Below are 17,425 nucleotides of genomic sequence, written 5' to 3'. Positions count from 1 at the left end.
TGCGGGTTACAGCGCTCCCCGGCGGAGCAGGAACGCGCACGGCGGCGCGTCGGCGCCGACACGCACGGTGACGGCGGAATCGCGGGCGAGCTCGAGGAAAGGCTCGAGCTCGAGTCGGGTCATGGGGACTCGGCGGAGTTCGGCGTCGGACGCGATCCCGTTCACCGCGAACGCGACGTCGGGTACGTCGTAGGGTTCGTCGGCGAGGTCGAGGAACACGATGGGCGACGCGTCGTCCTGGTCGAGCGGGAACACGGAGAGGATCGCCTCGGCGGCGGCCTCTGTCGTGACGTCGTCACCCAGGTGGATGACGGGTGCGGTGATCTGATCTTCCGGGTAGCCGCTGCCCACGAGGGTCAGCGTCTCGCCATCTCTCATGGCGTCGAGCGCGCTCAGGAGCGCGCCGGACAGCAGCGGGCTGAGGTTCTTCAGCAAAGTCGGGCCTTTCCTGTTAAACGAATATTTCTCAACCCCTCCCTGGAGGATAGACCCAGCGGTATGTCCACCCCTACCCCCCCATTAGGGGGGAGGACTGTTGACGCACCCCGCCGAGCGGCGGCCACGGTGCACAGAGACCAGCGGCAGCTACCCCCTCGGGGTATGCGCCCAGCGGGCCTATCCTGGGGAGGTGATCGCAGACATCAAGAAGCGCGCGCTGCATCGGACGCGCATCCTGGAGGGCCAGCTCCGGGGACTCGAGAAGATGATCGAGAACGAGGACTACTGCGTCGACATCCTCACCCAGTCCCTCGCCATCCAGAAGTCGCTCGGCTCGCTCAACAAGCTGCTGGTCGAGAACCACCTGAAGACCCACGTCTCCGAGATGTTCGAGGAGGGCGGGAGCGCACGCGACGACGCGATCGCCGAGCTGCTCAAGGTGTACGAGCTCTCGAACAACCGGGGCTGAGGCCGATCGTGACCGGAGAAGAACTGATCACCATCGTCCGCGGCGACATCACCGACGAGCGGGTCGATGCGATCGTGAACGCGGCCAACTCCTCCCTGCTCGGCGGCGGAGGGGTCGACGGCGCCATCCACCGACGCGGTGGACCGGCGATCCTCGAGGCGACGCGCGAGCTGCGAGCGACGACGCTGCCCGACGGGCTCCCCACCGGCCAGGCCGTCGCCACGACCGCCGGCGACCTGCCCGCGACCTGGGTCATCCACACGGTCGGTCCGGTGTGGTCGGCGAGCGAGGACCGCACGCCGCTCCTGCAGAACGCCTACCGCTCGTCGGTGCGCGTGGCGCGCGAGCTGGGTGCTCGGACGATGGCGTTCCCCGCGATCTCGGCCGGCGTGTACGGCTGGCCGCTCGACGACGCCGCCCGGATCGCCGTCAGCACCGTGCGCGCCGTGCTCTCGTCGGGTGTCGGCTCGGTCGAGCACGTGCGCTTCGTGCTGTTCAACGACGACGCGCTGGCCGCGTTCCGCGCGGCGGCCGGCGAGTGACGGCCGAGGTGACGGACGGAGCGCCCGACCGGGTGGCCGACCGGCCCGAGGAGGCGCTGGAGCGGTTTCGGGCGCTGGTGCGCATCCCCACGATGTCCCGGAACGCCGTCGAGGAGACCGACTGGGAGGCGTTCGAGCGCTTCATCGACGCCCTGCCCCGGCTCTACCCGGCGCTCCACTCGGCGCTCGAGCGGGAGCGTCACGGGCACTCGCTGCTCTACCGCTGGCGCGGCCGCGCCGACGGCGCCCCGAGCGTCCTGATGGCCCACCACGACGTGGTACCGGCGACCGACGAGGGATGGACGCATCCACCGTTCGAGGCCGCCGTCACCGGCGCCGGCGAGGAGCGACTCCTGTGGGGCCGCGGAGCGATCGACGACAAGGGGGCGCTGGTCGCCATCCTCGAGGCGGTCGAGCGGCTGGTCGTGAGCGGCTTCCAGCCCGAGAACGACGTCTACCTGAGCTTCGGCCACGACGAGGAGACCGTCGGGTCCGGCGCCCGGGCGATCGCGGAGCTGCTGCGGGAGCGCGGCATCCGCCCCGCGCTCGTGCTGGACGAGGGCGGAGCGGTGGTCGAGCGCATCTTCCCCGGCGTCAGCGCGCCCATCGCGGTGGTCGGCGTCAGCGAGAAGGGCATCACGAGCGTCCGGCTGGTCGTGGAGCAGGACGGCGGCCACGCCTCCACTCCACCCCGGATGACCGCGACGGTCCGCCTGGCGCGCGCCATCACGCGCATCGCGGGGCGCCCGTTCCCCGCGCGGCTCAGCGAGACGAACCTGCGGATGGTGGAGACGCTGGGCGCCCACGCCAGCGGCCCGCTGCGCGCGGTGTTCACCCGGGCGCGGCGGCTGCGGCCGCTGCTCGTCGCCGTCTTCGGCCGGCTCAGCGATGAGACGCGCGCGATCGTGCGCACCACGACGGCCGTGACGCAGCTGCGCGGCAGCCTCGCGGCGAACGCGCTGCCCGAGACGGCGGAGGCGATCGTCAACACCCGCATCGCCGTCGGTTCGTCGGTCGCCGAGACGCTGGACCACCTGCGCCGGGCGATCCGCGACGACGCCGTGCGCGTCGAGGCGCTCGACGCCAGCGAGCCGTCGCCCGTCTCGCCGTGCGAGGGACCGCAGTGGGAGCGGCTGGCCGCATCCATCCGGTCCGTGCATCCGCGGGCCGTCGTGACGCCGTACGTCATGCTCGGAGCGAGCGACAGCCGCCATTTCACCGGGATCTGCGAGGCGGTGTACCGGTTCACCCCGTTCGAGCTGAGCGCCGGCGAGCGGGCCGCGCTGCACGCGCGCGACGAGCGCATCCACGTCGCCACCTGGCTCCGCGGAATCGACGTCTACGCGCACCTCCTCCGCCACTCCTGACGCGCCTCCTGCTCTCCGGTCTCCCCCGGTCTTCGCCCTCCGTCGAGTACACGAAAAGTGCACGCTCCAGCGGCGCGTCGCGTGCACTTTTCGTGTACTCGACGGTGGGGGCGGTGGGGGCAGGGGCTAGGCGGCGCCGCCGAGGTCGGGGAGGGTGATCGCACGGCTGTTCGGGGGGAGCTCGCGGATGCGCTCCAGAGCGGGAGCCAGCTCGCCGGCCCAGGCGCGGTAGCCCTCGGCGTTCAGGTGCAGGCGGTCCTCGGTGTAGACCGGGTTCAGCTCGCCGTCTTCCAGCGCCAGCGCGGGCCAGAGGTCGAGCCAGCCGGCGTGCGCGCTCGGCGCGAACTGCCACAGGTGGCGGTTGATGTCGCGGATCTGGTCGGCGAACTCGCGCCCGCGCGGCATCACCGACTGGGCCAGGATGCGCGTGTCGGGCAGCTCCTTGCGGAGCGTCACCAGCATGGTCTCGATGTTCCGCACGACGTGCTCGACGGACCGGCGCCAGGCCAGGTCGTTGGTGCCGATGAGGAGGGCGATCGTGGCGGGCCGCGCATCCATCACGTCGCCGAGGCGTGCGATGACGTCGTCGGTGGTGTCGCCCGCCATGCCGAAGTTGCGAACCGATTCGCCGGGGAGGAGCGCATCCCAGTCGCCGTTCTGCGTCAGGCTATCTCCGACGAGGGCCAGGTCACCGCGCTCCGGTCTCCACTCGTCCGCCATCCTCAGCCTCCCTCGTCACCCCCATCCTCCCCCACAACCGCACGGAGGGGAAGGAACGGGGCGAGCAGCCGCAGCTGCGGGAAGCGCGCGAGCTACCGTCGGAGAAGTGGTCTCGAATCTCCGACGCAGCGCTCTGCGTAATGATTTCGCGGGCGGATTCGCTTGAACCTCCGACGCACCGTCGCGAATCTCCGACGTTCGTCTCGGTGCCGAAGGGTGTAGGGGCGCCGCCACCCGGTGCTTCCGTCGGAAAAGTGGTCTCGAATCTCCGACACAGCGCTCTGCGTAAGGACTTTCCGGCCGGAATCGCTCGGATCTCCGACGTACGGTCGCGGATCTCCGACGGAAGCAGGCGGCCGGCCACCCGCCCCTACAGCAGCGACTTCGTGTGCCAGACCGTCTTCGTCTCGGTGAAGAACGCGATGCGGTCGAGCGAGGGCGCCGCGGCGTCCGGTCCGTTCTCGGGGGTGAGCACGCGCTTCAGCGTCTCCGCCGCCGCGATCTGCAGGTCCACCCAGTCGAGGTCGCCCGCGCCGACCAGGTCGAGCGCGTTGACGTCGGCGTGGGAGGCGAGCCACGGCGCGATCTCCGCCGGCGAGCCGGTGAGGATGTTGACCACACCGCCCGGGACGTCGCTCGTCGCGAGCACCTCGCTGAGGCTGATCGCCGAGAGCGGGAACCGCTCGCTCGCGATCACGACGACCGTGTTGCCCGCGACCAGCGCCGGCGCCACGGCGCTGACGAAGCCGAGCAGGCTGGTGTCCTGCGGCGCCACGATGGCGACGACCCCGGTCGGCTCGGGCACCGAGATGTTGAAGTACGGCCCGGCGACCGGGTTGGCGTTGCCGGCGACCTGCGCGAACTTGTCCGCCCATCCCGCGTACCAGACCCAGCGGTCGATCGCCTCGTCGACCTGCGCCGTGGCGGCCGACGCCGAGACGCCCTCCGCCTTCTGGATCTCGTCGACGAACTGCGCCCGGCGGCCTTCCAGCAGCTCGGCGATGCGGTACAGCACCTGCCCGCGGTTGTACGCCGTGGCGCCGGACCAGCCGGACACCGCCGCGCGGGCGGCGACGACCGCATCCCGCGCATCCTTGCGGGACGCCTTGGCGGCGTTCGCGAGGAAGGCGCCCTTCGACGAGACGACCTCGTAGGTGCGGCCGGACTCGCTGCGCGGGAACTTCCCGCCGATGTAGAGCTTGTAGGTCTTGGGGACGGCCAGGCGGCTCATTTGGTGACTCCCTTGCGGGCCGGGCGGACGGAGGGGATGCGCGACGTGAGCGAGCCGGCGGCGGGCACGGAACGGCCGGGCACGAGGTAGGCGCCCAGGCCGTGGCGGCCGCCCTCGCGGCCGTAACCGGACTCCTTGTAGCCGCCGAACGGGCTGGCCGGGTCGAAGCGGTTGAACGTGTTCGCCCAGACGACGCCCGCGCGGAGCTTGTCGGCGACGGCCAGGATGCGGCTGCCCTTGTCCGACCAGATGCCGGCCGACAGCCCGTACGGCGTGTTGTTCGCCTTGGCGATGGCCTCGGCGGGCGTGCGGAAGGTCAGCACGGAGAGCACCGGGCCGAACACCTCCTCGCGGGCGATGCGGTGGCTCGTCGAGACGTTGTCGAAGATCGTCGGAGCGAACCAGAACCCGTTCTCCGGGATGGCGCAGTCGGCGGTCCAGCGCTCGGCACCCTCCGCCTCGCCGATGTCGGAGAGCTCGCGGATGCGCTGCAGCTGCTCGCCGCTGTTGATCGCGCCGATGTCCGTGTTCTTGTCGAGCGGGTCGCCCAGGCGGAGCGTCGACAGGCGGCGCTTGAGCCGGTCGACGACCTCGTCGTGGATGCTCTCCTGCACCAGCAGACGGCTGCCCGCGCAGCAGACGTGTCCCTGGTTGAAGAAGATGCCGTTGACGATGCCCTCGATCGCCTGGTCGATGGGTGCATCGTCGAAGACGATGTTCGCCGCCTTGCCGCCGAGCTCCAGCGTGAGCTTCTTCTGGGTTCCGGCGACGCTGCGCGCGATCTCGCGACCGACCGCGGTCGAGCCGGTGAAGGCGACCTTGTTGACGTCCGGGTGGGCGACCAGCTCGCGGCCGGTCTCCCCCGCACCGGTGACGATGTTGACGACACCGGCGGGCAGGTCGGCCTGCTGCACGATCTCGGCGAACAGCAGCGCGGTGAGCGGCGTGGTCTCGGCCGGCTTCAGGACGACCGTGTTGCCCGCGGCGAGCGCCGGCGCGATCTTCCACGCGAGCATGAGCAGCGGGAAGTTCCACGGGATCACCTGCGCGGCGACGCCGAGCGCGCGGGGCGCGGGGCCCAGGCCGGCGTGCTCGAGCTTGTCCGCCCATCCCGCGTAGTAGAAGAACCAGGCGGCGACGAGCGGGACATCCACATCCCGGCTCTCCTTGATCGGCTTGCCGTTATCGAGGCTCTCGGCGACGGCCAGCTCGCGCGACCGCTCCTGGATGAGGCGGGCGATGCGGAACAGGTACTTGCCGCGGTCGGAGCCGCTCATCCGCGACCAGACGCGGTCGTAGGCGCGGCGGGCCGCGGCGACGGCGGTGTCGACGTCGGAGGCGTCGGCGGTCGCGATGGTCGCCAGCCGCTCCTCCGTCGCCGGGGAGATGGTCTGGAACGGCGTGCCGTGCCCGGCGACGAACTCGCCGTCGATGAACAGCCCGTACTCGTCGCGCAGGTTCAGGATCGACCGCGACTCGGGAGCCGGGGCGTATTCGAGGAAACTCATGGTGTCAGCTCTCTGTCTGTCAGGCTCGGGGTCGTTCAGTCGATCGTCACGTAGTCGGCGCCGGAGTAGTGGCCGGTGGCCAGCTTCTGGCGCTGCAGCAGCACGTCGTTGAGGAGGCTGGACGCGCCGAACCGGAACAGGTGCGGCTGCAGCCAGTGCTCGCCGACCGTCTCGGCGACGGTGACCAGGTACTTGATGGCGTCCTTGGAGGAGCGGATGCCGCCGGCGGGCTTCACACCGATCTCCTCGCCCGTCAGCCGGTGCCAGTCGCGCACGACCTCCAGCATCAGCAGCGTCACCGGCAGCGTGGCCGCGGGCGACACCTTGCCGGTGGAGGTCTTGATGAAGTCGCCGCCGGCCAGGATGCTCAGCCAGGATGCGCGACGCACGTTGTCGTACGTGTTCAGCTCGCCGGTCTCCAGGATCACCTTCAGGTGCGCGTAGGTGCCGTCTTCGCGGCGGCACGCCTCCTTGACGGCGACGATCTCGTCGAACACCTGCCCGTAGCGGCCGGACAGGAAGGCGCCGCGGTCGATGACCATGTCGATCTCGTCCGCGCCGGCGGCCACGGCGTCCGCCGTGTCGGCGAGCTTGACCTTGAGGGATGCGCGTCCGCTCGGGAACGCGGTCGCGACAGCCGCGACGTTGATGCCGCCATCGCCTCCGGCGCGACGCACGGCACCGGCGTGGGCGGCGCCCAGCGCCTCGACCGCGTACGGGACCATGTCGCCGTACACGCACACCGCGGCGGGCCGCGGGGTCGACGGGTCGGACGCATCCGGCACCAGTGCCTTCGCCACCAGCGAGCGCACCTTGCCGGGCGTGTCCGCGCCCTCGAGCGTCGTCAGGTCGATCAGCTCGATGACGGTGTCGAGCGCCCACTTCTTGCTGGTCGTCTTGATGGAGCGGGTGCCGAGGCCGGCCGCGCGCTGCTCCAGGCCCACCGCATCCACACCCGGGATGCCGCCCAGGTAGCGGCGGAGGGAGCCCTCCGTCAGGTCGCCGCCGAGCACCTCGACGGCCCGGGCCGCGGGCGCGAGGGTGCGCACGGGCGGCGTTGTCTCGATGGTCACGTGTTCCTCCATGGTGGTGCCGGGTTCAGTTCCGGGCCGCGGCCGAATCGGTCGCAGCGGTGGGCGCGGGCTGTCCCGACAGAGCGGAACGGCCGAGCAGGTCGTTGGCGGTCGCCTCGTCGGTGATCAGGATGGTGCACAGCCCGCTGGCGACGACGGCGTGCGCCACGCGGTGCTTGGCCTCGCCGGCGATCACGGCGATGGAGGTGCGGGCCCCGCGCAGCTCGTCGAGGCTGAGCCCCAGCGTGCGCGAGTTGAGCTCGGGGTCGGCGACCTGGCCGTCGTCCGTGATGAAGCGGCCGACCACGTCGCCGACGGCGCCCTTCTCGGCGAGCGCGGACACATCCTCGACGGACAGGTAGCCGGAGTCCACGTGCACCGAGCTGGTGTCGACGACGCCGGCGCTGAACAGGTACGCGTTGGCGCTGCGGGCGAGCTCGAGGACGCTCTGCACCGAGCGGTCGGCCTCGATGGCGCGGCGGGTGGCGGCGTGCTCGAAGATCGCGGGGCTGGGCAGGAGCGTCGCGGTGCCCTGCGCCTTGCGCGCGATGACGACGGCGGTGTCGGCGGCGGCGGTGGCCTGCCGGGTGGACGACACGCTCCCGTTGATCTGGACCGGGTTGACGCCGACGGCCCAGCCCGGGCGGAGGCGCGCGGCCACGGCGTGCAGGGTGCGGCCCCAGCTGACGCCGAGCGTGCGCGGCACGGGGCGGAGGGTCGTCAGGTAGTCGGCGGCGGCCTGTGCGACACGTCCCTGGACTTCGGCGTCGGAGTCGGCCGCGGGGACGACCACCGCGTCGGTCAGCCCGTAGAAGCCGCACAGCTCGCGCTCCAGCGAGAAGCGGCGGGCGCTCGGGTGCACGATCTCGATGCGGACGAAGCCGTGCTCGCGCGCCGCGACCAGCAGCCGCCCCACCTTCCAGCGGGAGACGTTGAGCGCGACGCCGATCTCGTCCTGCGTCTTGCCGGCCTCGTAGTAGAGCTCTGCGGCTTTGACGGCGAGGATCTCGTCGGAATCGTTCAGGGCCACCCGTCCAGCTTAGGAAGCGTCGCGCACACGAGCAACATGTGCGTGGTAGCTGCTCAAATGAGCACAGCGCGTTTCGTTTATCGTTGGGTCGTGCCCACAGACCCCACCGCCTCCGCCCGCGCCTACGCCCTCGCCGTCGACTTCGGCGGGACGAAGGTCGAGGCCGCCCTCGTCGACACCGACGGCCGCCTCGTCGAGGGCTCCCGCCACCGCCGCCCGACCGGACGGAACGCCACCGTCCCGGAGCTGGAGGACTCGGTCGGCGGCGTCGTGCGCGCGGCCGCGGCATCCCTCCCCGACGGGGCGCGGATCGTCGGCGTCGGCATCGGCAGCGCCGGCCCTATCGACCGGTCGCGCGGGCTCGTGTCGCCGCTGAACGTCCCGCACTGGCGCGACTACCCGATGCGCGACTACGTCGGCTCGGTCGCCGCCGAACTCGGGCTCGATGTCCCGGTGGTGCTTGAGATGGACGGCGTCGCCATCACGATGGCGGAGCACTGGGTGGGCGCCGCGCAGGGCGTCGACAATGTCATGGGGATGGTCATCTCGACCGGCATCGGCGGCGGCCTCATCGTTGGCGGCCGCGTGATCACCGGCCCGACCGGCAACGCCGGCCACATCGGCCACGTCGAGGTCGGCGACATCCGCGGCGAGGACACCTTCGGCAACCCCTTCGCGCTGGAGGCGATGGCCTCCGGCCCGCACACCGTGGCCTGGGCGCGCCAGCACGGCTTCGAGGGCGCGACCGGCGAGGAGCTGGCCGCCGCGTACGCCGCCGGCGACCTCGTCGCTCGCGAGGCGATCGCCCGCACCGGCGAGGCGGTCGGACGCGCGATCGCGTCGGCGACGGCACTGCTCGACCTGGAGCTGGTGGCGATCGGCGGCGGCTTCTCGCACTCGACGCCCGACCTCTTCGACCACATGCGCACCGTGATCGAGCACCACTACTTCCCGTTCGTGCGCAAGGTCCGCATCGTCCCCTCCGCCCTCTCCTCCGAGGGCCCCCTCATCGGAGCCGCCGCCCTCATCCACCGAGCCCACCTCCTCCCCTAGCCATCTGTTCCTCACTTGATCCGGGTTTCGGGGCTGAAATCGCGGACAAAGTGAGGAAGCGATGGTGGGGAGGTCAGTCCTCCAGATAGCGGGGGCGGGCGGCGACCGCACCGGCTGCGGCGGCGGCGAGAGCGGTGGCCGTGAGGACGGCCAGGGCCAGGGTCCAGGAGTCGGTCAACTGGTGCAGCACGCCGACGGCCAAGGGGCCAAGGGCGCCGAGCGTGTAGCCGATTCCCTGGGTGAAGCCGCTGAGCGCGACCGATCCGGCGTGGGTGCGGGTCCGCACGTTGATGAGCACCAGGCAGAGCGGGAACAGCAGCGGGCCGAGACCCGCGAACGCCACCCACAGCCACGTCGCCGTGCCGGGCACGAGGATGAGGCCCAGGTACCCGACGATGAAGAACGCGACGCCCGCGTAGATCAGCAGGGCCACGTTCCGCATCCGCGCGGCGAGCATTGGCACGAGCAGTCCGGCCGGTATGCCCATCCCGGCATACACCGAGAGCAGGGCTCCCGCCTCCGCCGGGGGCACGCCCGCGACGTCGTGCAGGATCTGCGGCAGCCACGCGAACATGGCGTACGCGTTGAGGCTCGACACCGCGAAGATGACCGCCAGCGCCCAGGCCAGGGGTGCGTGCCAGACGCGGACCTGCATGGCCGGCTGCGCGGTCTCCACCTCCGCGTCACTGTCCGGGTGCGCCGGACGCTTGGTGATCAGGATGCGCAGCCACGGCAGCACCGCCAGCAGGCTGACGACGCCCCACATCCCCACCGAGACATGCCATCCGGCCGCGTCCGCGACGGGCACGGCGATCAGCGGAGGCAGCAGCGTGGACACCGACATGACGGTCGCGTACAGCGAGGTCACCAGCCCGATGCGGTCCGGGAAGTAGCGCTTCACCAGCGGCGGCAGCAGGACGTTCCCCACGCCCATCCCCGCGAAGGTCACGGCCGAGCCGATGGCGAGCACGACGAAGGAGGGCGCCGCGGCGCGGAGGAGATGCCCGATCACCATCACGCCGAGGGCGAGCACCACGACCGCCTCGAGGCTGAGCCGGCGGGTGAACGACGGGGCGATCAGCCCGAACAGGGCGAAGCACACCGGCGGCAGCATCCCGAGCAGCCCGACGCCGATGCTGGAGACCGGGAAGTCGGCGCGGATCTCGGCGAAGATCGGCGACAGCGCGGCCACGGCCGTGCGCAGGTTCGCCGCCACCAGCAGGATGCCGACCAGCGCGATCGCGCGACCGTGCCAGAGCGGCCGTGCGACGGCAGTCGCGGAGGCGTCGGCGGAGGCGTCCGCCATCAGGAGGGCTCGCCCGCGGCCGCGGCCTCGTCGGCGGCGGGAGCGCTGCCCGTCGTGCCGGCGCCGGTCCCCGTCCCGAGGATGCGGCGGGCCTGCTCCACGTCGTCGGCGATCTGCGCGATGAGCGGCTCGATGCCGGTGTAGGCGACCATCCCGCGGATGCGCTGCACGAACGACACCTCGACGGTGTGGTCGTACAGGTCCAGCTCGCGGTCGAGCACGTAGGCCTCGACCTGCTTGTGCGGCACGCCCTCGAACGTCGGGTTGTTGCCGACGGAGATCGCGGCCGGATAGCGCCGGCCGGCATCCGTCAACCAGCCCGCGTAGACGCCGTCGGCCGGGATGAGGCCCTCCGACTCCGGGGACAGGTTGGCGGTCGGGAAGCCGAGTTCGCGTCCCCGCGCGGCCCCGTGCACGACGAGCCCGCGCACGGTCGGCGCCGACCCGAGCAGCTGCGTGGCATGGCCGACGTCGCCGTCGGCGAGCAGTTCGCGGATCCACGTGGACGACACCCGGCGGCCGTGCTCGGGGCGCACGTCGTCGATGAGCTCGACCGAGAAGCCGTACGTCTCGCCCAGCCGGCGCAGCATGTCGACATCGCCGGCCCCACGCGCGCCGAAGCGGAAGTCGCTGCCGACGAGCACCGCCGCAGCGTGCAGCCGGTCGACGAGGATGTGGTGCACGAACGCGTCCGGCGCAAGCGAAGCGAGGGCGCGGTCGAACGTCACCATGAGCGTCGCGTCGACGCCCGTCGCGGCCAGCAGGTCGAGCTTCTGGGCGTTGCTGACCAGCGATGCCGGACACTTCTCGGGCGCGAGCACCTCGAGCGGGTTGCGGTCGAAGGTGATGACCGTCGACACCAGCCCGCGCTCGGCGGCCACCGCCCGCAGCCGGTCGATCACCGCGCGGTGCCCGGTGTGGACGCCGTCGAACTTGCCGATCGTGACCGCGCTGGGCCCCCAGCCGTCCGGGATCTCGGCGACCTCGTGGAAGACCCTCACGACGCCGCTCCCGGACGGTGCGCGCGCAGCCAGAGGAGGCCGAGGATGGGCAGCACCAGTGGGATGAAGAGGTAACCCATCCCGTACACCGACCACACCGTGGCGTCGCGCCCGAACGGGTCGATGTCGTGCAGGCCGAGCGCTTCGGGCGCGAACAGGCTCAGCGTGCCGATCACCAGCACGCCCGCGAGCTCGAAGCTGATCGTGATCCACGCGACGCGGTACCAGACGCGGCCCGGGGCGACGAGCGCCACGGTCGCGACGATGTAGACGAGCGCCGACAGGGCGGACAGTGCGAACGCCACGGGCGCCTCGTGGAAGCGGTCGATGATCTGGAACACACTGCGTCCGGTCGCCGCCAGCGCAAGGATGCCGTAGACGAAGACGAGCACCCGGCCGACCCCCGACATGCGCCGCCTCGGGGCGGCGGGCTCGGAGTTCGTGCGCGTTGACGTGGTGTGGTGGGACATCGCTTCGATTCTATTTGCCGCGAGGGGACCTCAGGCGCCCTGCACGAACCAGATCTGCCCCATCCGGTAGACCATGACGGCGATCGCCAGGCAGACGCCGCCCAGGATGACGGTGCTCCAGCGGTTCCGCTCGATCAGCGCCCAGAACCCGCCCGCCAGGGGCAGGATGATCGCGGAGATCAGGTAGATGTAGAACTCGGCCAGGCTCCCGGACGGCGAGTTGCCCACCGCCGGCGCGATGATCGCGATCACCAGCTGCACGAGCAGCAGCAGCTCGACGAGCGCGACCGCCCCCATGCTGAGGTCGCCCGGCACCCGGCCGATGAGGCCGAGCACCACGCACAGGATGCCCGCGGCGCAGGCCACGACGACCTGCACCGTGGTGAACCAGTCGATCATGCGCTGCCCTCCGACGGCGCGACGGCTTCGTCCGTGGGGAAGTTCACGAGCGTCCTGGCTTCCTTTCCGCGGAATTCGACCAGCCCGACGAGCGCGCCGCTCGGGGCGACGGCCGCGACCGGCTCCCCGCCCGGGCCCTCCCGGTCGGCGAGGTGGATGCGGCGGCCGTGGGTCAGGTCGATGGCCTGCTGCTCGGTGAGGTCGAGCCGCTCGAACAGCCGGGTGGCCGCCTCGACCGCCGGGATCAGCGCGGCCCGCGCATCCAGCCCGGCCAGCTCGTGCGCATCCTGAACCGAGAAGGCGCCGATGCGGGTGCGGCGGAGCGCGGTCAGGTGCCCACCCACGTCGAGGGCGGCTCCGAGATCGCGGGCCAGCGAGCGGATGTACGTTCCCGACGAGCAGACGACCCGCACATCCAGGTCGATGAAGCCCTCACCGCGCCGCGTCTCGAGCAGTTCGAACTCGGCGACCGTGACGGCCCGCGCCTTCAGCTCGACCTGCTCCCCCGCGCGCACGCGGGCGTAGGCGCGCTTGCCGTCCACCTTGATGGCGCTCACCGAGCTCGGCACCTGCTCGATCTCGCCGGTGAGCGCGAGGATGCCCGTGGCGATCGCCTCGCCGCTCACGGCATCCAACTCCTCCGTGGTCGCGGGCGGAAGCAGCTCGCCCTCGGCGTCGTCGGTCGTCGACGCCGCACCCAGGCGGATGGTCGCCAGGTACTCCTTGTCCGCCCCGACGATGTACGTCAGCAGGCGCGTGGAGGAGTTGACCCCGACGATGAGCAGCCCGGTCGCCATCGGGTCGAGCGTGCCGGCGTGGCCGACCTTGCGCGTTCCGGCCGCCTTCCGCACGCGCGCGACGACGTCGTGACTCGTCATCCCGTCCGGCTTGTCGATCAGGATGAGGCCGCTTCCGGTCATGCGCGAGCGCCTTCGGTGGCGGACACGTCGAGGACCAGCTGCAGCTTGGTGCGGAAGGTGCACTCGATGAGCTCCTTCGCGGCCGGGTCGGTGTCGTACTCGTCGGTCATCCGCAGGCCCAGCAGCGTGTTGAGCAGCATGCCCTCGGCCAGGAACGACCGCGACTCCTCCGGCGAGAACCCCGCACCTTCGCGCAGCAGGCGGTAGATGGTCAGGAACCCGTCGCGCGCCTTGCCGCCGATGGTCGGGTCCTGGCCCATGCTGAACGCCTGCATGAGGGACAGCAGGAGGCCGCGGTCCTCGATCAGGTTGACGTACGCCAGGCCGAGGCGGCGGCCGATCTCGCCGTGCACCCCCGCCGGCGTCACCGCCGACGGGCCCTCCGGACTGTCGGGGCCCTCCGGCGACCCCTCCGCCTTCCACTGCTCGATCGTGTCGGTGAAGGCGACGAGCAGCCGCTCCAGGGAGCGCGAGAGCACGCCGACGAACAGGTTCTCCTTGCCGCCGAACATCCGCACCACGTAGGGCTGGCTGATCCCCGCCTCGCGCGCGATCTGGTCGGTGGTCGCGCCGAAGTAGCCGCGTTCGCCGAACACGCGGCTCGCGGCCTCGAGGATCTGCACCCGGCGCTCGGCCGAGGGGATCCGTTCGTTGTTCCTGTCCGTCACTCTTGACAGGTTATCAGGCGATTACTAAGGTCAGCTCTTGTAATCATCCAATAACAACAACCGGAGGCGTCGCATGTCCGCTCCCACCGCGTCGCGCACCCGCGCGGTGCCCGTCTGGCTGGCGATCGTCGCCGCCTCGCTGCCCATGTTCATGGCGACCCTCGACAACCTGGTCGTCACCAGCGCCCTGCCGGTCATCGCCCGCGACCTGTCCGCATCCATCGAGGAACTCCAGTGGGTCGTGAACGCCTACACGCTGAGCTTCGCCACGCTGATGCTCATGGCGGTCGGCCTCGGCGACCGGCTCGGCCGCCGGTCGGTGTTCCTGGCCGGGATCGCCGTTTTCACCCTGGCGAGCGCCGCGAGCGCCCTGGCGACCGAGCCGTGGATGCTGATCGGCGCCCGCGCGCTGCAGGGCGCCGGAGCCGCCGCGCTCCTGCCGCTGTCGCTGACCCTGCTCGCCGGGAGCGTGAGCGCCCGCCTCCGCCCCGCCGCCATCGGCATCTGGGGCGGCATCTCCGGCCTCGGCGTCGCCCTCGGTCCGCTGATCGGCGGTGCCGTCGTGCAGGGCTGGAACTGGCAGGCCATCTTCTGGCTCAACGTCCCGCTCGGCGTGATCGCCGTGCCCCTCGTACTGCTCGCCCTGCCGAACACCTTCGGCGAGCGCGTCCGCGCCGACGTCGTCGGCCTGCTGCTGGCTGCGCCGGGCGTGCTCGGGGTCGTCTACGCGATCGTGCGGGGCAACGACGCGGGCTGGGGAAGCGCAGAGGTGCTGATCCCGCTGATCGCCGGCTCCGCCCTCCTCGTCGCGTTCGTGCTGTGGGAGTCGCGGACCACCGCGCCGTTGCTGCCGCTGCGGCTGTTCCGGGACCGCAGCTTCACCGTCGCGAACCTGGTCGGCGTTACCTTCAGCTTCGGGATCTTCGGCGCCATCTTCATCCTGATCCAGTTCCTGCAGGTGGTGCAGGGCCACACGCCGCTCGAGGCCGGCGTCATGACCATGCCGTGGACGCTCGCGCCGATGGTCGTGGCGCCGCTCACCGGACTGGCCTCTTCCCGGACCGGGACGCGCCTCCCCGTCGTCGTGGGCCTCGCGCTCCTCGCCATCGCCATGAGCTGGATCGCGCTGACGCTCTCGGCGACGCTCCCCTACTCCGAGATGTGGCCGCCGTTCCTGCTCGCCGGCATCGGGATGGGACTCGTCTTCGCGCCGAGCTCGACCGCCGTGCTCGCCAACATGCGCCCGGCCGACCACGCCAAGGCGTCCGGCACGAACTCGACCCTGCGGGAGGTGGGCGTGGCGCTGGGTGTCGCCGTCCTGACCGCCGTCTTCACCGGCGCCGGCGGCACGCTCACCCCGACCGGCTACGTGGATGCGGCGATCCCCGCCGTCTGGGTCGGAGCCGGGGTGCTCGGCGCCGCGACGCTGATCGCCCTCGCCCTGCCGGGCCGCCGCGCCGCGGCCCGCGCGGCCGCTGCGGTCGCGGCCGCCGAGCCGGCGCCGGTCGCCGAGCCGGCGCCCGTCGCCGCCCTCGCGGCCGCCGAGCCCATCCCGCTCGTCGCCGACTGAGCATCCAGGGACGCCGTTAGGCTGGAACGCGTGCGAATCGGCGTGATCGGAACCGGGGCCATCGGCGGCACGATCGCGGCGCTGCTCGACCGGGTCGGGCACCTCGTCGAGGTGACCGCGCGCGGCGCGCAGCTGGAGGCCATCCGCGCCGACGGTCTACGGCTCGACGGCGGCTGGGGCACCCACACCGCGCGGGTCGCCGCGGCGGAGACCCTGCAGACCCGGCCGGAGCTGGCGTTCCTGTGCACGAAGGCGCAGGATGCGGCGGCCGCGATCCGCGCCAACGCCGACCTCCTCGACGGCATCACCGTCGTCGTGGTGCAGAACGGCCTCGCGGGTCTGCGCGAGGCCCAGCAGCTCCTCCCCGGCTCCGACTGCGTCGGCGCGCTGGCCCTGTACGCCGCGAGCTTCCTCTCCCCCGGACGCGTCTCCGTCACCACCACCGCCAACACGTATTTGGGCGCCGGCGACGGCCCGCCGCCGGCCGCGGCGGTGGAGGCCGCGCGCATCCTGGACGCCGCCATGCCCGCGTTCGCGATCGACAACTTCACCGGCGCCCAGTGGACCAAGCTCATCGTGAACCAGATCAACGCGCTCCCCGCGATCACCGGGTTGAGCGCTCAGGAGGTCATCGGCGACCGCCGGCTGCGCGCCGTCCTGACGGCGAGCCTGCAGGAGGCGACGCGCATCGGCTACGCGCGCGGCGTCCGCTACGGCAGCATCCAGGGCCTGGACGACCGGCTCCTGCGCGTCGTCGCCCGCGCACCGCGCTGGGCGGCGCAGGGCGTCCCGCTGCTGATGCGCCGCCGGATGGGCTCCACGCCCAACCCGGGCTCGACCCTGCAGAGCATCCGCCGCGGCCAGCTCACCGAGATCGACTACCTGAACGGCGCCGTCGTCGACGAGGCCCGCGCGGCCGGGCAGGATGCGCCGATCAACGCCGCGCTCACGGCGCTCGTCCACGAGGTGGAGGGCACGGGCGCCTTCCTCACCCCGGCCGAGGTCGCCGAGCGGATGCGACCCCTCGTCTCCTGACGACCCTTCAGGGACCCCGCTCCACCCACCGCGGCTCCCCCGCGTCGCTCTCGTCGACCAGGAAATCCGCGGTGCCCTCCGGGTCCGCGTCCGCCACATAGAGCGGGTCGAGCACGGCATTCGTCAGGAGGATGGACGCGTTCCACGAACCGCGCAGCGACGGCCGCAGCACGAACTCGCCGTCCACGACGAGCACCGCGTCCTGACCAGCAGTCAGCCAGCGGGACTCAACCGGCTGATCGCGCGCCTCGTCGAACGCGCTCAACTGGAAGCCCGCACTCCCGCCGAGCCGGAAGGGATCGAGGAGCACGCGCCGCAGAGTGCTCTCATCGTACCCGTCGCGGTAATAGCTCTCCGCCGACTCGCGCCCCAGCCGCGTGCGGTAGGCCCGCGGGGTGTGGAAGCCGTCGAGCGAGGCGCGGAACGTGTCCGCACCCGACTCCCGGAAGACCGCGGCGAGGTCGTCCGCGAACGCCATCCCGCCACCCGGCCCGCCGCCGTCCACGGCGACGATGACCCGCCCCGCCCGGTACGACCGCCGGATCGCGGCCAGCAGGCCGCGTAGCGCCAGCACCCGCGGGGTCGGGGGAAGCATCATGCGACGAGCATAGGCCGCCGCACCGGT

The 17,425-nt window shown here is 71.8% G+C and carries 19 protein-coding genes; 6 read left to right on the top strand and 13 right to left on the bottom strand.

The features are described 5' to 3' along the window. Positions 1 to 6 precede the first annotated feature (6 nt). The gene (locus tag ACTJI1_RS16445) at positions 7 to 435 is read right to left on the bottom strand and encodes an RbsD/FucU domain-containing protein (protein ID WP_310128362.1); all 429 of its coding nucleotides are present in this window, start codon (positions 433 to 435) and stop codon (positions 7 to 9) included. Between the two features lie 193 nt (positions 436 to 628). Between ACTJI1_RS16445 and ACTJI1_RS16440 the strand changes: the two genes are divergently transcribed. The 3 genes from ACTJI1_RS16440 (at position 629) to ACTJI1_RS16430 (ending at position 2,816) form a co-directional block, all read left to right on the top strand. Continuing rightward, a complete protein-coding gene (locus ACTJI1_RS16440; RefSeq protein ID WP_310134853.1) occupies positions 629 to 907 on the top strand; it encodes a metal-sensitive transcriptional regulator in 279 nt (92 codons plus the stop codon). A gap of 8 nt (positions 908 to 915) precedes the next feature. Then, positions 916 to 1,449 (top strand): O-acetyl-ADP-ribose deacetylase, encoded by a 534-nt coding sequence (locus ACTJI1_RS16435; RefSeq protein WP_440743491.1) that lies wholly within the window; start codon positions 916 to 918, stop codon positions 1,447 to 1,449. A gap of 92 nt (positions 1,450 to 1,541) precedes the next feature. Beyond that, complete coding sequence (locus ACTJI1_RS16430) at positions 1,542 to 2,816, top strand: M20/M25/M40 family metallo-hydrolase (RefSeq protein ID WP_440743799.1); 1,275 nt, start codon at positions 1,542 to 1,544, stop codon at positions 2,814 to 2,816. 126 nt (positions 2,817 to 2,942) lie between these two features. On the opposite strand, the gene ACTJI1_RS16425 is transcribed toward ACTJI1_RS16430, so the two are convergent. From ACTJI1_RS16425 to ACTJI1_RS16405, 5 genes are all read right to left on the bottom strand, one after another. Beyond that, positions 2,943 to 3,536, bottom strand: coding sequence for an SGNH/GDSL hydrolase family protein (locus tag ACTJI1_RS16425; RefSeq protein ID WP_310128358.1), 594 nt, complete (start codon positions 3,534 to 3,536; stop codon positions 2,943 to 2,945). Between the two features lie 370 nt (positions 3,537 to 3,906). Beyond that, the gene (locus ACTJI1_RS16420; protein WP_440743490.1) at positions 3,907 to 4,767 is read right to left on the bottom strand and encodes an aldehyde dehydrogenase family protein; all 861 of its coding nucleotides are present in this window, start codon (positions 4,765 to 4,767) and stop codon (positions 3,907 to 3,909) included. Beyond that, positions 4,764 to 6,275, bottom strand: coding sequence for an aldehyde dehydrogenase family protein (locus ACTJI1_RS16415; RefSeq protein ID WP_310128354.1), 1,512 nt, complete (start codon positions 6,273 to 6,275; stop codon positions 4,764 to 4,766). Before ACTJI1_RS16415 ends, ACTJI1_RS16420 begins: the two co-directional genes overlap by 4 nt. A gap of 35 nt (positions 6,276 to 6,310) precedes the next feature. Beyond that, positions 6,311 to 7,360 carry a deoxyribose-phosphate aldolase gene (deoC, locus tag ACTJI1_RS16410; RefSeq protein ID WP_310128352.1) on the bottom strand — a complete coding sequence of 350 codons (1,050 nt, stop codon included), beginning with the start codon at positions 7,358 to 7,360 and terminating at the stop codon, positions 6,311 to 6,313. Between the two features lie 13 nt (positions 7,361 to 7,373). Then, positions 7,374 to 8,378: a sugar-binding transcriptional regulator gene (locus ACTJI1_RS16405; protein WP_310128350.1), complete on the bottom strand. Its 1,005-nt coding sequence runs from the start codon at positions 8,376 to 8,378 to the stop codon at positions 7,374 to 7,376. Positions 8,379 to 8,468: 90 nt separating this feature from the next. Here ACTJI1_RS16405 and ACTJI1_RS16400 point away from each other — a divergent pair, with 90 nt between their 5' ends. After that, positions 8,469 to 9,431: an ROK family protein gene (locus ACTJI1_RS16400; protein WP_440743489.1), complete on the top strand. Its 963-nt coding sequence runs from the start codon at positions 8,469 to 8,471 to the stop codon at positions 9,429 to 9,431. A gap of 73 nt (positions 9,432 to 9,504) precedes the next feature. Here ACTJI1_RS16400 and ACTJI1_RS16395 read toward each other — a convergent pair whose 3' ends face one another. The 6 genes from ACTJI1_RS16395 to ACTJI1_RS16370 are packed head-to-tail and all read right to left on the bottom strand — an operon-like array spanning position 9,505 to position 14,195. After that, positions 9,505 to 10,737 (bottom strand): MFS transporter, encoded by a 1,233-nt coding sequence (locus tag ACTJI1_RS16395; RefSeq protein ID WP_440743488.1) that lies wholly within the window; start codon positions 10,735 to 10,737, stop codon positions 9,505 to 9,507. Next, complete coding sequence (locus ACTJI1_RS16390) at positions 10,737 to 11,738, bottom strand: bifunctional riboflavin kinase/FAD synthetase (RefSeq protein ID WP_440743487.1); 1,002 nt, start codon at positions 11,736 to 11,738, stop codon at positions 10,737 to 10,739. Before ACTJI1_RS16390 ends, ACTJI1_RS16395 begins: the two co-directional genes overlap by 1 nt. Beyond that, positions 11,735 to 12,208, bottom strand: a complete 474-nt coding sequence (locus ACTJI1_RS16385; RefSeq protein ID WP_440743486.1) for a hypothetical protein — start codon at positions 12,206 to 12,208, stop codon at positions 11,735 to 11,737. The genes ACTJI1_RS16390 and ACTJI1_RS16385 overlap by 4 nt, the downstream gene beginning before the upstream one ends. 30 nt (positions 12,209 to 12,238) lie before the next feature. Continuing rightward, positions 12,239 to 12,607: a hypothetical protein gene (locus ACTJI1_RS16380; protein WP_310128341.1), complete on the bottom strand. Its 369-nt coding sequence runs from the start codon at positions 12,605 to 12,607 to the stop codon at positions 12,239 to 12,241. Further along, positions 12,604 to 13,527, bottom strand: coding sequence for a tRNA pseudouridine(55) synthase TruB (gene truB, locus ACTJI1_RS16375; protein WP_440743485.1), 924 nt, complete (start codon positions 13,525 to 13,527; stop codon positions 12,604 to 12,606). Before truB ends, ACTJI1_RS16380 begins: the two co-directional genes overlap by 4 nt. Beyond that, positions 13,524 to 14,195: a TetR/AcrR family transcriptional regulator gene (locus ACTJI1_RS16370; protein WP_440743484.1), complete on the bottom strand. Its 672-nt coding sequence runs from the start codon at positions 14,193 to 14,195 to the stop codon at positions 13,524 to 13,526. Before ACTJI1_RS16370 ends, truB begins: the two co-directional genes overlap by 4 nt. 73 nt (positions 14,196 to 14,268) lie before the next feature. Here ACTJI1_RS16370 and ACTJI1_RS16365 point away from each other — a divergent pair, with 73 nt between their 5' ends. Both ACTJI1_RS16365 and ACTJI1_RS16360 read left to right on the top strand, forming a co-directional pair. Next, positions 14,269 to 15,765, top strand: a complete 1,497-nt coding sequence (locus ACTJI1_RS16365; RefSeq protein ID WP_440743483.1) for a DHA2 family efflux MFS transporter permease subunit — start codon at positions 14,269 to 14,271, stop codon at positions 15,763 to 15,765. Between the two features lie 30 nt (positions 15,766 to 15,795). Continuing rightward, positions 15,796 to 16,800: a ketopantoate reductase family protein gene (locus tag ACTJI1_RS16360; RefSeq protein ID WP_440743482.1), complete on the top strand. Its 1,005-nt coding sequence runs from the start codon at positions 15,796 to 15,798 to the stop codon at positions 16,798 to 16,800. A 7-nt stretch (positions 16,801 to 16,807) separates the two neighbouring features. Here the strand turns inward: ACTJI1_RS16360 and ACTJI1_RS16355 are convergent, their stop codons facing one another. Further along, the gene (locus tag ACTJI1_RS16355; protein WP_440743481.1) at positions 16,808 to 17,398 is read right to left on the bottom strand and encodes a hypothetical protein; all 591 of its coding nucleotides are present in this window, start codon (positions 17,396 to 17,398) and stop codon (positions 16,808 to 16,810) included. Between the last annotated feature and the right edge of the window lie 27 nt (positions 17,399 to 17,425).

It is taken from the genome of Leifsonia sp. 22587 (assembly GCF_052044215.1).
Taxonomy (GTDB): Bacteria; Actinomycetota; Actinomycetes; order Actinomycetales; family Microbacteriaceae; genus Leifsonia; species Leifsonia shinshuensis_C.
This window is presented reverse-complemented; position numbering and strand designations above follow the sequence as displayed.

Bases quoted from the DNA above. Each gene is read 5' to 3' on its own strand.
- ACTJI1_RS16395 (WP_440743488.1), bottom strand. From the start codon at position 10,737: ATGGCGGACGCCTCCGCCGACGCCTCCGCGACTGCCGTCGCACGGCCG.
- ACTJI1_RS16415 (WP_310128354.1), bottom strand. From the start codon at position 6,275: ATGAGTTTCCTCGAATACGCCCCGGCTCCCGAGTCGCGGTCGATCCTG.
- ACTJI1_RS16420 (WP_440743490.1), bottom strand. From the start codon at position 4,767: ATGAGCCGCCTGGCCGTCCCCAAGACCTACAAGCTCTACATCGGCGGG.
- ACTJI1_RS16385 (WP_440743486.1), bottom strand. From the start codon at position 12,208: ATGTCCCACCACACCACGTCAACGCGCACGAACTCCGAGCCCGCCGCC.
- ACTJI1_RS16355 (WP_440743481.1), bottom strand. From the start codon at position 17,398: ATGATGCTTCCCCCGACCCCGCGGGTGCTGGCGCTACGCGGCCTGCTG.
- ACTJI1_RS16365 (WP_440743483.1), top strand. From the start codon at position 14,269: ATGTCCGCTCCCACCGCGTCGCGCACCCGCGCGGTGCCCGTCTGGCTG.
- deoC (WP_310128352.1), bottom strand. From the start codon at position 7,360: ATGGAGGAACACGTGACCATCGAGACAACGCCGCCCGTGCGCACCCTC.
- ACTJI1_RS16425 (WP_310128358.1), bottom strand. From the start codon at position 3,536: ATGGCGGACGAGTGGAGACCGGAGCGCGGTGACCTGGCCCTCGTCGGA.
- ACTJI1_RS16380 (WP_310128341.1), bottom strand. From the start codon at position 12,607: ATGATCGACTGGTTCACCACGGTGCAGGTCGTCGTGGCCTGCGCCGCG.
- ACTJI1_RS16430 (WP_440743799.1), top strand. From the start codon at position 1,542: ATGTCCCGGAACGCCGTCGAGGAGACCGACTGGGAGGCGTTCGAGCGC.
- truB (WP_440743485.1), bottom strand. From the start codon at position 13,527: ATGACCGGAAGCGGCCTCATCCTGATCGACAAGCCGGACGGGATGACG.